This is a genomic window from Bradyrhizobium sp. USDA 241, assembly GCF_049739505.1.
In the GTDB taxonomy this organism is placed as follows: domain Bacteria; phylum Pseudomonadota; class Alphaproteobacteria; order Rhizobiales; family Xanthobacteraceae; genus Bradyrhizobium; species Bradyrhizobium liaoningense.
Map to the genome: position 1 here is coordinate 1,448,848 of NZ_JBMGPZ010000005.1, position 14,294 is coordinate 1,463,141.

The window sequence follows — 14,294 nt, forward strand, 5'->3', positions numbered from 1 at the left end:
CTTTCGTCGCCAGGACAAGACAAGGGAGATATCGATGTTGACGAAGACTTTGGCGGCGGCCGTGCTCGGAGCTGCGATCATCAGTGCGCCCGCGCGGGCGGAGACGCCCGGTGTCACCAGCACCGAAGTGAAGATCGGGGCAACGTTCCCGTTCAGTGGCCCCGCATCGCCGCTCAGCAACACCGGGAAGGGATTGATCGCCTATATCAACGCGATCAACGACCGCGGTGGTATCAGCGGCCGCAAGATCAACCTCATCACCTATGACGACGCCTACAGTCCACCCAAGACCGTCGAGCAGACCAGAAAGCTGATCGAAAGCGACGAGGTGGCATTCCTTTTCGGTCCGTTGGGAACGCCCGGCATCAGCGCCACCATCAAATACGTCAACGCCAAGAAGGTGCCGCATCTGTTCGTGGTGAGCGGCGTCACTCGGTTTACGAACTTCGCCGAATTTCCGATGACCACGACGGGCCTGCCGAGCTACGACACCGAAGGGCGGATCTACGCGAAATACATCACACAGACCCGGCGGGGTGCCAAGATCGCGATCCTGTATCAGAACGACGATTTGGGTAAGGACTTCGTCAATGCGTTCAAAGGCTATCTGAAGGAGGGGTTTGACGACAAGGTCGTGGCGTCGTCCTACGAGGTCACGGAGCCTACGATCGATTCCCATGTCGTGAAATTGAAGGCGTCCGGCGCTGAGGCGTTTCTGGTTGCCGGCACGCCGAAATTCGCGGCGCAGGCCATCAAGAAGGTCGACGAGATCGGTTGGAAACCACTGTTCCTGATCAACTACGTTTCGAGCTCGGTCTCTTCCACAATCGTTCCGGCTGGACCTGAAAAGGCCGTCGGCATCGTCGCGGCGACGATGATCAAGGATCCGAACGACAAGAAATGGGACGATGACCCCGGCGTCAAATGGTACCGCGAGTACTTCGCCAAATACCTGCCTGGCGCCGACATCAGTGATTCCAACTACCTGTTCGGCACGCAACAGGGACAGATCCTGGAGCAGGTGCTGAAACAGTGCGGTGACGATCTCTCGCGCGAGAACGTTGTCAAGCAATCGCGAAATATACGCGGGCTGTCGCTTCCGACGCTCATACCAGGCGTTACCATCAACACCAGCGCGGAAAACAGCATGGCCTACACCCAGCTTCAATTGCAGCGTTGGAACGGCAGCACCTGGGAGCAATTCGGTAACGTGCTCAGCGCCGACGGAAAGTAAATTACACCTTCTGAAGACACAATGCGGATGACTGACCTCGCGAAGCCATCAAAATCATAGGGCATGAATGCTCAGCGAGGCATGTTTCCGGCCCTTCAAGCCGAAGAGCTTAAAGTGCTGAGTCAGTGATGATCGCGCCGAGGGTGCCGGCGTGGTCCTCCGTCTTCGCATGCCGAAGCTCCGCTTTCGTAGCGGGAACGAACTGGCGAGGTGGCGGCGTGTCGACGAGTTGTACGACTCGGGCTGCTTGATGGCACCGAAGGCAGTATTGTCGTCACTTTGCTTTCAATGGCGCGACTCAAGATTTGTCTATGTGCGTTGCGCCATAGCCAGGTGTTTTGGGGCATACCGAAGCAGCGCAAGTTCCCTTTCGCAATTTGGGCTGCAATCCTAATCACCAAGACCTACTGCAAAGCCGCCGGACGGTTCGGCCGTTGGTCTTCAGGGGGGCTGGAAAGTGCTTGCCGCGAATCTCGTCCCGTTTCGCGATCGATCTGCGTAATTCACACGGTCTTAGACCTGTCCATCAGCTTTGCACTTCTCCAATGCCCAGAATCGATGCGATTGCGCGCGATCGATATGAAGAGCTCCTGCATAAGCCTCCCAGCACGCGAAGGTGGGCTCTCACACGAATGGATGATCGACCAAGAGACCATCTGGCCCAGAACCGGAGCAACACTCACCTGTTTTTGGGCTAGCCGTGGGTGTGACGCGCAATACGTGATTCGCATCCGTTATGGCGGACCGAAGACGACGGGATCAAGGAATGGCGTGGCAATTCCGATTGGAAGCCGCAACCGGAAGATATCGCGTACTTCGCAAAGTATCCGCGGGGCGAAGTGTTCTGATCCATAAAGCTACCGTTCAAGCGAGGATTCACTACGCGCAGACTGCAATCTCCTGGATGAAGTCCAGAAGCGCTCGGACTTTCGCCGGCGGCAGGTGGCGCGAGGGATGATAGGCGTAGAGCGGATAGAGTTCTTCCGACCATTCCGGCAGGATCTGGGTAAGCTCGCCTCGCGAAAGTAAGGGAGCCAAGCCGATGGCAAGGCTCTGGAAAATGCCTTGACCGGCCACGCAAGCGGAGATTGCGACTGAAGGGTCATCCATTATCAGGCGACTCGAGACTTGGACCTCCTTGATCTCCCCGCGGCGCTGGAACTCCCAGGGAAAGGGCAGGCCCGTCTGTGGATCGCGGAAGAGAAGCGCTTCGTGATGGACGAGGTCATGGGGCGATCGGGGCTCACCATGTTTCTCGAGATAGGACGGAGCAGCGACCGTCAGGATGCGGGTCTCCAGCAGCTTGCGCACGATGAGGGATGACTCATCCGGGGGCCCGAAGCGCACTGCCACGTCGACGCCGGTCATCATGTCCTGGCGATAGTTGCTGGTGGAGAAATCAACCGACAGCAGAGGATAGCGGACCAGAAACTGCTGGAGCTTCGACGCAAGCACCGTACGCGCGAACCACGGGTCCACCGATACGCGCAGCCGGCCGCGCACGACCGCCACCGCCCCTGCGGCCTCGGCGGCCGCCTCTTCCAGACCAACGAGAAGCGGCATTACCTTTATGTGGAAGCGGCGTCCTTCCTCGGTGAGGCTGACCTCGCGTGGATTGCGATCGAAAAGCCGTACGCCAACCCGCGCCTCTAGACGCGCGACGGCCCGGCTTACCGCTGACGGCGTCAGGCCGAGAATTTCCGCCGCGCGGGCGAAATTCCCAGCCTCCGTAACCGCCGCCAGGACGCCGATGCCTGTAAGTAGCCGCGTGTCGAAAACCATTCGATTTCCTTCGCCTCTGCGGATTTCCATCGGACTCGTGTTGCCGAGTGCGGATTCCGATTTATTCCGGCCGGGTATTCCGACTTGAAGCCGGCCATCGTTCCGATTTGAAGCCGGCCACGATTCCGAAATGAAACCGGCCGGCATTCCGATTTGAAGTCGGCCGGGTTTTTGGAAGTCGGCGTTTTCGTTTGGATCAGTCCCTCAGGCATCAAGTCCCGCGTTGATCAACGTGGGGAAGCGGATGCCGGCCAAGAGAGAACAGAGCTGGCCCCGGTTGTTTGGACAGCGCCCCGCTGGATTTAAGTGGATTCCTGCCGGGTTATGCTGAACGCGGGGCTTTACGGTTTTGTCGTTGCGTCGGGAGGGCGTAGCCCGACCAGAGCGACGACAAAACCGTCGGCGACGGTCATGCGGCCATCACCATAGCTTGCGTGCCGAAGTAAGCCTCGTCGGGCGTGCGCCCGTCAAGGCTCGAGTGAGGGCGTCCCTGATTGTAGAAGGCCAGATACTTGGCAATTGACGCTCGCGCCTCGGACACGCTGTCGTAGGCGCGGAGATATACTTCTTCGTATTTGACCGTGCGCCAGAGCCGCTCGACAAACACGTTGTCGCGCCAGGCGCCCTTGCCGTCCATGCTGATGGCGATCTTCGCGTCCAGCAGCACATCGGTGAACTCGAGGCTGGTGAACTGGCTGCCCTGATCCGTGTTGAAAATCTCGGGCCTGCCGTGCTTCGCCAACGCCTCCTGGACCGCTTCGACGCAGAAGGCCGCCTCCATTGTGATCGAGACGCGATGGGCCAGGACCCGTCGGCTGAACACATCGACGACCGCCGCGAGATAGACGAAGCCACGCCGCATCGGAATGTAGGTGATGTCCATTGCCCACGCATGGTCGGGCCGCTCGATCTTCAATCCGCGCAACAGGTACGGGTAGATCTTGTGCCCCGGAGCCGGCTTGCTCGTGTTCGGGCGACGATAGACCGCCTCGATCCCCATGCGCTTCATCAGCGTCGCGATGTGGCGGCGACCGGCGTATACGCCCTCCCGCCGCAGCAACGATCGCAGCATACGCGCTCCCGCGAAGGGATAATCGAGATGCAGCTCATCGAGCCGACGCATCAAGGCAAGGTCCTCGGCCGAAACTGGCCGAGGTTCATAGTAGACCGTGCTGCGAGCCAGCTTCAGGACCTTCGCCTGGCGCACGATAGAAAGATCATGATCGCGGTCGATCATCGCTTTGCGCTCAGCAGGCCCGCCTTGGTGAGCGCGCCGGACAAAAAATCGTTTTCCAACGCCAGCTCGCCGATCTTGGCATGTAACGCCTTCAAATCGACCGGCGTCTCGGCCGATGTCTTGTCATGCCCAAACACGCCGGCGGCGCCTTCCAGGAGCTGGTTTTTCCAGATCGTGATCTGGTTCGGATGAACATCAAACAGTTGCGCCAGCTCCGCCAGTGTCTTGTCGCCTTTGACCGCAGCCAAAGCAACCTTCGCCTTGAATGCCGGAGAATGCGTCCGGCGGCTCTTCTTCGTCATCTTCGCTCCTGATTCGCAGCAAGAATCCTCGCCGCTGTCAGGCAGAAAATCCACTCAAGCTACTGTCCGAATTTGCGGGGCCAGCTCTAACTGACCATGCGACAGATACGACAGATGCTGCGGCTTGCCCGTGATGGGGTGAGCGCCCGGGAGATTGGGCGCACGCTCGGCGTGGCGCGCAGCACCATCCAGGACAACCTCAACGTGCCTCGACTGCCGGGCTGGCGTGGCCTTTGGCGGGCGATCTGACCGACGCCGTTCTTGAACAACGTCTGTTTGCCCATGCCGGCGTCAGGCGCGGCTTTCGCCGGCGCCGGGAGCCGGATTGGGCCTCGCTGGCCTGTGAGCTGAAGCGGCCTGGCGTCAATCTGATGGTGCTGTGGGAGGAGTACCGGGCGGTCCACCCGGAAGGTTATGGCTACAGCCGGTTCTGCGATTTATTCCGAGAATTCGACCGGCGGCTGTCTCCGACGATGCGGCAGGACCATCCGGCCGGCGACAAGGTCTTTGTCGATTACTCCGGCAAGAAGATCATGATCGTTGATCGCGAAACCGGGGTTGTACGCGATGCGGAGATCTTCGTCGCCGTGCTTGGCGCCTCGAATTACACCTACGCCGAGGCGACCTGGACGCAGACACTTCCGGACTGGATCGAGGCCCATGTCCGGATGTTCCGGTTCTTTGGCGGGGTGCCGCGCCTCGTCGTCCCTGACAATCTGAAGTCCGGCGTGCACCGGGCTTCGTTCTACGACCCTGAAATCAATCGCAGCTACGGGATGATGGCGTCCCATTACGGCGTTGGCGTCCTTCCGGCACGGCCAAGAAAGCCGCGGGATAAGGCAAAAGTGGAGGCCGGGGTTCGGTTTGCCCAGACCTATATCCTCGGGCGGCTTCGTCGCCAGACCTTCTTCTCGTTGGCCGAGGCGAACGCAGCCATTGCCGCTGCGCTGGAGCGGATCAACGCGCACATCATGCGCCGGCTCGGTGTCAGTCGCCGTCAATTGTTCGAGACGGTCGAGATGTCGGTCCTGGCGTCGTTGCCGGACGCCGATTATCAGTTTGCGGAATGGCGCGTGGCCCGCGTCTCGCTCGATTATCATGTCGAGATCGACGGCTTCTTCTACTCAGTTCCACACGGCCTGATCCGGGAGCAGGTCGACGTCCGCGCCACCACCCGGACCATCGAGCTGTTCCATCGGGGTTCGCGTGTTGCGGCTCACCAGCGCCGCTACGGCGGCCGCCGGCACGGCACCGATCCCGACCACATGCCCAGCGCGCATCGGCGTTACGCCGAGTGGACTCCCGAGCGGTTCCGTCGCTGGGGACGATCGATCGGGCTAAACACTGAGGGTCTCGTCCTCGCCATTCTGGCCAATCGGCCTCATCCCGAACAAGGATTCCGGACCTGTCTGGGTGTGCTTCGGCTGTTCAAGGATCTCGATCCGGAACGCGCCGAGTTGATCGCGGCCCGCGCGGTTGCGGTCCGCGCGCTGACCTACAAGAGCATCGCCTCGATCATCGCCAACAAGCTCGACCGCAGCGCTCGCCCCACCGATGACGTCGTCGTCGACCATCCCAATCTGCGCGGCCCCGGCTACTTCCATTGAAAGGAAATCCAGCATGCTGACCCATCCCACGCTCGACCTGCTGCAAAATCTCGGTCTCCACGGCATGGCCAAAGGCTTCAAGGAGCTTGATGCCCAGCCCGAAGCACGCAGCCTCGAACATGCCGAATGGCTGGCCCTGCTCCTGGAACAGGAGAAAACGCAGCGACAGCAAAAGCGGTTTGAGAGCAGAGCTCGCGCCGCCAAGCTACGTCATGCCGCTTGCGTCGAGGATGTCGACTACCGTGCCATCCGCGGGCTCGACCGCACGCTCTTTCTAAAACTCGCCGCCGGCGACTGGATCCGAGCGAGGCATAATCTCCTCGTCACTGGGCCATGCGGCGTCGGCAAGAGTTGGCTTGCTTGCGCCCTCGGCCACAGGCCTGCCGGGACGACTTCGCCGTTGCCTACCATCGCGTCCCGCGTCTGTTCGCCGCTCTCGCACTGGGACGCGCCGACGGACGCTATACCAGGATGCTGCGGGCGATCGCACGACTTGATCTGCTGATCCTGGACGACTGGGGACCAGAACCTCTCGACGCCGACCAGCGCCGTGATTTGCTCGAAATCGTCGAGGATCGATACGAAGCCCGTTCGATCATCGTCACCAGCCAGCTGCCCGTCGATCGCTGGTACGAAATCATCGGAAACCCCACCATCGCCGACGCGATCCTCGATCGCCTCGTCCACAATGCCTACCGCATCGAACTCAAAGGAGAGAGCCTCAGGAAGCAGAAGCAACCCGCTCAAGATCAACCGGTCTCTTGACCTTCCCAGCCCTCGACGACATCATGAAATTGACCCATGCGAACGACGCCACGGGTGGCCGGCTTCAGATCGGAATACCCGGCCGGCTTCGAATTGGAATGCATGGCCGGCTTCGTTGGAATCCACATGCCGAGTGGAGAGCAGTGAATTTTAGTCACAATAACACTGATTTTAATGCGCGTGAATCACGTCATGGCGCGGCTTACAACGCTGCCATCGCAGCAGCATCGAAGACGGGCGGTCGAGCAAGCCGGATTTCCTTCGATCCAGACGGGGGTTAACCATGCACGAGCTGACACGCAGAACGACGCTTCAGCGCGGGGGAATGCTGGGCGCTATTCTGGCCCTCAATTCAGTTAGCCCTGCGCTGGCCGGAGCAACGCCAACCGGTTCATCCGCGCGATTCAAGGCGATCGACGCCGCCTTGCGGGAAGGCGTTTCGAGGAACGACGTGGCCGGTGTTGTCGCCACCGCGGCCACGCGGAAAGGTATGATCTACGAGGGCGCCTTCGGTAAGGCGAACGTCGCAACGGGCGCATCGATGACGCTCGACACGGTGTTCTGGCTGCTTTCGATGACCAAGGCTTTCACGGCGACGGCCTGCATGCAACTGATCGAGCAGGGACGTCTGCATCTGGACGACGACGCGGCGAAATACCTGCCCGAACTGGCCTCGCCGCAGATACTCGAGGGCTTCGCCGACGACGGCACGCCGCGACTGCGGCGGGCCAAGGGCGCGATCAAGGTGCGCCACCTGCTGACACACACCTCCGGTTACACCTACTCGATCTGGAGCGAGGCTCTGACCCGATACGAGAAGGTGACTGGCATGCCCGATATCGCGACCTGCAAGAACGCGGCCTTCACGGCTCCGCTCGAATTCGAGCCCGGCGAGCGGTGGGAATACGGCATCAGCATGGACTGGGTCGGCAAGCTGGTCGAGGCGGTGTCCGACCAGTCGCTCGAGATCTATTTCCGCGAGAACATCTTTGCGCCGCTGGGCATGAAGGATTCGGGGTTTCTGATCGGGACGGAGCAGAAGCGGCGCGTAGCCACTTTCCACAGCCGCCGCGCCGATGGCGCGCTGGATCCGGCAGCCTTCGAGATGCCGCAGCGACCGGAGTTCTTCATGGGCGGCGGCGGCGCCTTCAGCACGCCGCGTGACTACATGGCGTTCCTGCAGGCGCTTCTGAACGGTGGCGTGCTGCGTGGTGCTCGAATCCTGCGTTCGGAAACTGTCGCCGTGATGATGCAGAATCAGATCGGTGAGCTGAACGTCAAGGAGATGCGCTCGGCGCAGCCGCCCTATTCTCGCAGCTTCGACCAGTTCCCGGGACAGTCGCACAAGTAGGGCCTGTCCTTCGACATCAACATGCAGCGAGGACCGAACGGGCGCTCTGCCGGCAGCATCTCTTGGGCAGGCCTACTCAACTGCTATTTCTGGCTTGACCCGGTAAAGCAAGTCACAGGTACGTTCTTCACCCAGATACTGCCCTTCTTCGACGACCGTGTCGTCGCGCTCTACGGCGAGTTCGAGCGCGGCCTCTATGCTGGGCTCGACTGAGCCCCGCGCGAACGACATTAACCTTCTGGAGAACCCTCATGTACGCAATCACTGGAATCACTGGCAAGGTGGGCGGCGCGCTTGCGCGTACCCTTCTTGCCGAAGGATTGCCCGTCCGTGCCGTTCTGCGCGACGAGGCCAAGGCGGCAGAGTGGAGAACCCGGGGCTGCGAAGTCGCCCTGGCTGAGATGGGCGACGCGGCAAGCCTGACCTCGGCCTTCAGGGAGGCCACGGGCGTCTTCATCCTCCCGCCCTCCGAGTTCGATCCGAAGCCTGGTTTTCCCGAGGCCAGGCACGTCATCGCCGCCGTAACTCTGGCTTTGGCTGAGGCTCGTCCCGGCAAGGTGGTCTGCTTGTCGACTGTCGGTGCGGATGCGCCGCACGAGAACCTGCTGACCCAGCGCACGCTGATGGAACGATCGCTGCAGGAGATCGGGCTTCCGGTTACCTTCCTACGCCCCGGCTGGTTCATGGAGAATGCGCTCTGGGACATTCCCTCGGCGCGCGACGAGGGCGTGCTACGCAGCTTCCTACAGCCGGCCGACAAGTTGTTCCCTATGGTCGCGACGCAGGATGTGGGGGGCTTGGCCGCCGCGCTTCTCCGCGAGGACTGGAGCGGGACGCGGGTCGTCGAACTGGAGGGGCCCGCGCGTATATCGCCGAACGATCTCGCCCGAGCCTTCGCCACCGTGTTAGAGCGTCCCGTCCGGATTGAGACAGTGCCGCGCGAGAGCTGGGAGCAGCTTTTCCGCGCTCAGGGAACGCAAAATCCATTGCCGCGGATTCGGATGCTCGACGGCTTCAACGAGGGATGGATCGACTTCAGCGAGCGCGGCCTGTCGGCGGTGAAGGGGTCTACGAGAATCGAAAGCGTGATCGCTGAACTCGTCAGAGCAAGTCGGGCCAAAGCATCCGTCTGACGCCACCGCCCTAGTGAAGCTTACCGCCTGCCACCGGCGCAAAGCTGCTCGCCCCGACCTTCCGGCAGGAATCCAAAAAGGAGACATCATGGAGACGATCACAACACAGGGGGTTGCGATGCCACGCCTCGGCTTCGGCACTTTCCGGATGCCGGGAGCCGCCGCCCAGCCGGCCGTCGAGAACGCGATCGCGCTCGGCTACCGACATATCGATACCGCCGCGATGTACGACAACGAATCTGCCGTCGGCGCGGCCATCGCGGCGTCTGGCGTGAACCGAAATGAATTCTTCATCACCACGAAGGTCTGGCATGATCAGCTTGCGGCGGATGCGCTTTACCGCGCTTTCGACACCAGCCTGAGAAAGCTCGGGCTCGACTATGTCGATCTTTACATGATCCATTGGCCGTCAAAAGACATGGACATGGCTGCGACGTTGGAAGCGTTGATGTCGCTTCGAGAACGCCGCCTGACGCGCGCGATCGGCGTGTGCAACTTCAACCTGCCGATGATCCGTCGCGCAGTGGAGGAAATCCGCGCGCCGATTGCCAGCCTCCAGATCGAATACCACCCGTTCCTGTCGCAGGCGCCGATGCTCGCCTATCTTCGCGAGAAGGGGATTCCCCTGACCGCCTATGCGCCCCTCGCGCAAGGGCGGGCGGCAAGTGATCCAACGCTCGCTTTCCTCGGCCAAAAGCATGGTTGTAGTGCTGCTCAGATGGCGGTCGCCTGGCTCCTGGATCAGGAGGGCGTAATCGTGATTCCGAAAGCCGCCCGTCCCGAAAGCCAGCAGGCCAATCTTGATGCGCTCGGCATCTGGCTCGAGAACGAGGATCGCACCGCAATCGCAGCACTGCCGAAGGACCAGCGCTTCGTCCGGCCGCCCTTCGCGCCGGACTGGGACGCTCTCTGATGAAACTCATTGGCGCAGCGGGACGAAAGTGTGACGGCGTGCCATGTGGCTGCGGCGGCTTCCCGTTGCCTGACGTTCTTAGGATGATGCTTGCTCACTGCCGGCTGTTCCACGGTGAAACCTGCTTCGGGCGGGAAACGGCGCTACACTGACCGACTGCATTGTTTGAAGCCATTCTTCAAATACTCGCGGACGGTATTTAGAATCTCTTTGGATAGCCGTTTGTCGGATACGGCGCGCGCAAGTCCGACCGCGCCGATCATGGCTGAATACACGACGATGGCTTCGGCCTGATTCATGGGGGTGTCGGCTTTGCCCAGAAGTTGGGTAAGCAATCGGAGGTTACGCTCGACTTGGCCAGTATATAATTTTCTGGCGGCCGCACCGGCCCGTCCCATATCGCTCATCAGCGCACTTACGGCGCAGCCCGAGCCGGGTTCGTCGCGATGGCTTTCGCTCAGATAGCCGTCGATCACCGCGTCGAAGGTCAGCGCAACATTCGCTTTCTCGCGCTTGTTTTTCCCGGGTGCTTCACCGTCCTTCAGCGCGGCCAGCAACGCCTCCAAAAGCAGATCTTCGCGAGACGCAAAGTGCCTATAAAAGCCGCCGTGTGTCAGACCAGCCTCCTTCATCAGGTCGGCGATGCTTAATCCGTCCAAACCGAGTTCACGAAAGCGTTTCGAAGCGATGCGCACAATCTCATCGTGTGTTTGGGTCTTTTCAGCCTGGGAGTGCCCCATTTATCCGTCCCTTTTGTCGTAAACTACTTCAATTCGCACCAGCGACGCGCGCTTGTCCTTGACGTTACAAGCGCGCGTCGGGCCGACACATAAAGCTACCACACTTCCTTGAATGGACGCAGCTCCACGTTGAACGACCATGCGCCCTTTGGCTGGTGAGCCAAATGCCAGATTTCATCGGCGATCTCGGCGGGCTTAATGAAGAAGTCATCCGGAGCATCGGGACGGATCTTTCTCGTCCAATCGAGATCGATCGCCGCGTCGATGACCATGTAAGCCACGTGGATACCTTTCGGCCCGAGCTCCCGGGCCATCGATTCAGCCAGGATCCTCTGCGCGGCCTTGGTCGGTGCAAACCCGGCGAAGTTGCTCTTTCCGCGCAGCGCGGATGTATTGCCGGAGGCGATGATAGTGCCCCTTCCCGCCTCGATCATGGCTGGTGCCATCCGCCGCGCAAGATGCAGGAAACCCATGACGTTGGTCTGAAAATTGACTTCCATGACCGCGGGGTCAATTTGCATGAAGTTTCCGAATACCCCGCCGACGGCATTATGCACCACGAGCTCTGGTCTTCCAAACTCTTCGCATACTCGATCCAACACAGCGTTGAATTTGGCTGTGTCGGTGACGTCTGCCGCGAACGCGCGGGATTTCGGAATCTTCGCCTCGAACTGTTTCAGCCGCTCCTCATTCCGGGCGATCATCGCGACTTCGTATCCACCCTTGGCGAGCCGTTGAGCCACGGCGAGCCCTGTGCCTGGGCCGACTCCGGTGACCAGTGCAAGTTTGTTGCTCATGCCGCTGCTCCCTCGATTGGCATACCATGCAGGCGAGCGCGCACGAATTGAAGACGATCGTTACCAAAAAACATCTCGTCACCCACGAACACCGTCGGCACGCCAAACACTCCGCGCTCGGCGGCTTCACTATCGTTTTTGGCCAACAGATCGCGGATCCGGCTACTCGATGCCCTTGACCAAAGTTCTTCTGCGTCGATGCCACGTTCGCCGAAGAAGTTCTTGCGGTCAGCTTCGGCGGTCAGATCGCAGGTGCTTGCCCAAATTGCTTCGAACAGCGCCTTGTGAGCATTGTTAAAGATATTGAGTTCCTGTGCCGCCAGGCCGGCACACGACAGCAGCATGCCGTCAAACCTCCCGGCACCCATTGCGCGCATAAGTCCTCCGTTCGGCGTAAACGGAACGCCGTAATGCTTGGCCCATCTTCCGGCGTCTGCAACTGCGTAACGCGCCTTTGGCGGACACATAGGCGACGGATGGTTGTTCACGGCTTTCATGACCGAGGGCTGCGGTAGTCGTAGACGAATTCGATGGTCATGTAGGCTGCTCCGAGATGCTGGGTTTCTGGACTGTTGCGAGAATAATTAGCTCAGCATTGAGGATGATGATTGACATCGTTAAGGATGTCAATCATCATCCTCAGTGTGTTGACCTAAATTGTGTTCTCGAAAAGGAATAGTCTTGTGCGTGAAGCGCGCTTCGACGAGATCGTCCCCGCCAATAATTCTCCTGATACTGCGGGTTCAGGCGCCGGTGACCGCCGCCGGTTCATTGGCCTTGTTGCCGAGCTGATAGGCAGGACGATGATGGATGCGCTCCCGATAAGGATGCGCATGGTCGCTGATTTCGACTCCATAAGCCATTGCCCAATCGAGACAGGTGGTCAGCAAGATATCTGCGCTGGTGAAGCGATCACCCATCAAATAGATGCGGCCATCGGATAGGGCGGCATCCACGTGGCGAAGCTGCTCGCGAAAGTACTCACCGGCCTTTGAAACGACTTCTGGCGCTATCCCATAGATAGGACCGAGCGCGTTAGCGCTATGCCGGCGCATGACGCACAAGCTTGTCGAGTCAAGCTCGGTCATGACGAAGAAGCACCACTCGAGCCAAGCAGCATAGTCGCGCTATGCTTCGGGAATCAGCGAACGTTCGGCACTCGAGTAAGTACGCGATAAATAGGCAACTATCGCTGCGCTCTCGCCGATGCAAAAATCACCATCCTGCAGCAATGGAACCTTCTGCCGCGGATTCAGTCTCGTGTATTCCGGTGTCTTTGTTTCTCCGGTCCTGGGACCGATCGGTTTTATGCGGTAGGGAAGATCCAGCTCATGCATGGCCCAATGAGCCCGAACCGTGCGGCTCGTCCCCACGCCCCACAACGTCAGATCGGGAGCGCTAACCATCCTACCATTTCTCCACTGCAGGCCGTAGGTCCAGTTCGTGGGCACAGCCATCTTTCGGCTGCTGGTGCACGAACCAATAGACATTGGCGATCGTTCCAGTTCTCACGAGACTGTCAGGCGGGATGTCCTGGGCCTCGATGCCGTGCATGGCCTTGAAGCGCGTACGGACAGCGTCGCTGTCCACGGCAGCATCGATAATGAGATGCGCCACGCGGATGTTTTGGAGCCCCAATTCACGGGCCATTGAATGTGCGACCGCGCGAAGGCGGAATTTAGCAGATGCGAAGGCAACGGAGCCTTTGCCGCCGCGAAGGCTAACAGTGGCGCCTGTAAACAGGATGGTGTCGCGGCCGCGCGGGACCATCACGCGTGCGGCCTCACGGCCGACCAGGAAACCGCCGTAGCAGGCAAGTTCCCAGGCTTCGAAGAACAAGTTCTCGTCTGTTTCAAGCAGCGGTGTGTTGACGTTGGAGCCCGCGTTGAAGAGGCAGACCTCGATCGGACCGACCTCGTCTTCAACGCGCAAAAAGAGGTCCTGAACCTCCTGCTCCCGGCGCGCATCGACGCTGAACGCCTGGTCTCATGTCCTTCCGCCTTGAGATCGTCGACGAGCCCTTGTGACTTGGCAGCATCGCGGCGACAGGTACAGACCGCATAGCCACCTTTGGCGAAACGGCGCGCAACGGCCGCCCCGATTGCGTCACCCGCGCCGACGAGTATCGCCGCGCCACGACTCTTGGTCATTCATCGCCTCTGTGAGTTCGACTTTGATACTTGATTGATAAGAGCGTTGTCGAGCGTCGTAAATGCGTAACCGGCTCACATATTGGTGTCATGACTGTGGGTCCAGCCGACCGCCTGGTACGCCCTGATTGATGTTGTCAGGATCGAAAATAGAACTGAAGATGAAGGCAATGCAGCGATTTTGTGCGCGAGTATCATCATGCGCGGGAGGCCAGATGCTGCGGCGATCTCGGAAGTGATCGAGATCGATGAGATCGAAGCCTCTCTGCCGCGCCGTCTGCGT

General features: G+C 60.1%; 12 protein-coding genes and 3 pseudogenes. 7 read left to right on the plus strand and 8 right to left on the minus strand.

All coding sequences use genetic code 11. From position 1 onward, the window contains the following. Positions 1 to 34 precede the first annotated feature (34 nt). Positions 35 to 1,234 carry an ABC transporter substrate-binding protein gene (locus ABIF91_RS28720; protein ID WP_424579520.1) on the plus strand — a complete coding sequence of 400 codons (1,200 nt, stop codon included), beginning with the start codon at positions 35 to 37 and terminating at the stop codon, positions 1,232 to 1,234. A gap of 879 nt (positions 1,235 to 2,113) precedes the next feature. Here ABIF91_RS28720 and ABIF91_RS28725 read toward each other — a convergent pair. Both ABIF91_RS28725 and ABIF91_RS28730 read right to left on the minus strand, forming a co-directional pair. Continuing rightward, positions 2,114 to 3,016: a LysR family transcriptional regulator gene (locus ABIF91_RS28725; protein ID WP_028182391.1), complete on the minus strand. Its 903-nt coding sequence runs from the start codon at positions 3,014 to 3,016 to the stop codon at positions 2,114 to 2,116. A 409-nt stretch (positions 3,017 to 3,425) separates the two neighbouring features. Further along, positions 3,426 to 4,555, minus strand: a protein-coding gene (locus tag ABIF91_RS28730; RefSeq protein ID WP_129557670.1) for an IS3-like element ISRj2 family transposase whose coding sequence is annotated in 2 segments (ribosomal slippage) — positions 3,426 to 4,303 and positions 4,303 to 4,555 — 1,131 coding nt in all. Because the reading frame shifts where the segments join, the coding sequence is not laid out codon by codon here. A gap of 96 nt (positions 4,556 to 4,651) precedes the next feature. Between ABIF91_RS28730 and istA the strand changes: the two are divergent. From istA to ABIF91_RS28760, 6 genes and pseudogenes are all read left to right on the plus strand, one after another. After that, positions 4,652 to 6,162 (plus strand): annotated as a pseudogene (istA, locus tag ABIF91_RS28735) (IS21 family transposase). 13 nt (positions 6,163 to 6,175) lie between these two features. Then, positions 6,176 to 6,927, plus strand: a pseudogene (istB, locus tag ABIF91_RS28740) (IS21-like element helper ATPase IstB). Between the two features lie 283 nt (positions 6,928 to 7,210). Next, positions 7,211 to 8,278 (plus strand): serine hydrolase domain-containing protein, encoded by a 1,068-nt coding sequence (locus tag ABIF91_RS28745; protein ID WP_424579521.1) that lies wholly within the window; start codon positions 7,211 to 7,213, stop codon positions 8,276 to 8,278. 21 nt (positions 8,279 to 8,299) lie between these two features. Continuing rightward, positions 8,300 to 8,491: a hypothetical protein gene (locus ABIF91_RS28750; RefSeq protein WP_424579522.1), complete on the plus strand. Its 192-nt coding sequence runs from the start codon at positions 8,300 to 8,302 to the stop codon at positions 8,489 to 8,491. Positions 8,492 to 8,529: 38 nt separating this feature from the next. Further along, on the plus strand, positions 8,530 to 9,411 hold the full coding sequence (locus tag ABIF91_RS28755) for an NmrA family NAD(P)-binding protein (protein WP_028181577.1): 882 nt from the start codon (positions 8,530 to 8,532) through the stop codon (positions 9,409 to 9,411). Positions 9,412 to 9,499: 88 nt separating this feature from the next. Then, the gene (locus tag ABIF91_RS28760; protein WP_028181576.1) at positions 9,500 to 10,324 is read left to right on the plus strand and encodes an aldo/keto reductase; all 825 of its coding nucleotides are present in this window, start codon (positions 9,500 to 9,502) and stop codon (positions 10,322 to 10,324) included. Positions 10,325 to 10,467: 143 nt separating this feature from the next. Here ABIF91_RS28760 and ABIF91_RS28765 read toward each other — a convergent pair whose 3' ends face one another. The 6 genes and pseudogenes from ABIF91_RS28765 to ABIF91_RS28790 form a co-directional block, all read right to left on the minus strand. Beyond that, positions 10,468 to 11,064 carry a TetR/AcrR family transcriptional regulator gene (locus ABIF91_RS28765; protein ID WP_028181575.1) on the minus strand — a complete coding sequence of 199 codons (597 nt, stop codon included), beginning with the start codon at positions 11,062 to 11,064 and terminating at the stop codon, positions 10,468 to 10,470. Between the two features lie 95 nt (positions 11,065 to 11,159). Next, positions 11,160 to 11,861, minus strand: a complete 702-nt coding sequence (locus ABIF91_RS28770) for an SDR family NAD(P)-dependent oxidoreductase (protein WP_028181574.1) — start codon at positions 11,859 to 11,861, stop codon at positions 11,160 to 11,162. Continuing rightward, positions 11,858 to 12,358 carry a DsbA family protein gene (locus ABIF91_RS28775; protein WP_424579523.1) on the minus strand — a complete coding sequence of 167 codons (501 nt, stop codon included), beginning with the start codon at positions 12,356 to 12,358 and terminating at the stop codon, positions 11,858 to 11,860. Before ABIF91_RS28775 ends, ABIF91_RS28770 begins: the two co-directional genes overlap by 4 nt. A gap of 246 nt (positions 12,359 to 12,604) precedes the next feature. After that, the gene (locus ABIF91_RS28780; RefSeq protein ID WP_424579524.1) at positions 12,605 to 12,949 is read right to left on the minus strand and encodes a glutathione S-transferase family protein; all 345 of its coding nucleotides are present in this window, start codon (positions 12,947 to 12,949) and stop codon (positions 12,605 to 12,607) included. 39 nt (positions 12,950 to 12,988) lie between these two features. Continuing rightward, positions 12,989 to 13,351, minus strand: coding sequence for a glutathione S-transferase family protein (locus ABIF91_RS28785; RefSeq protein ID WP_424579525.1), 363 nt, complete (start codon positions 13,349 to 13,351; stop codon positions 12,989 to 12,991). Next, positions 13,269 to 14,011, minus strand: a pseudogene (locus ABIF91_RS28790) (SDR family NAD(P)-dependent oxidoreductase). The gene ABIF91_RS28785 and the pseudogene ABIF91_RS28790 overlap by 83 nt, the downstream one beginning before the upstream one ends. Positions 14,012 to 14,294 lie beyond the last annotated feature (283 nt).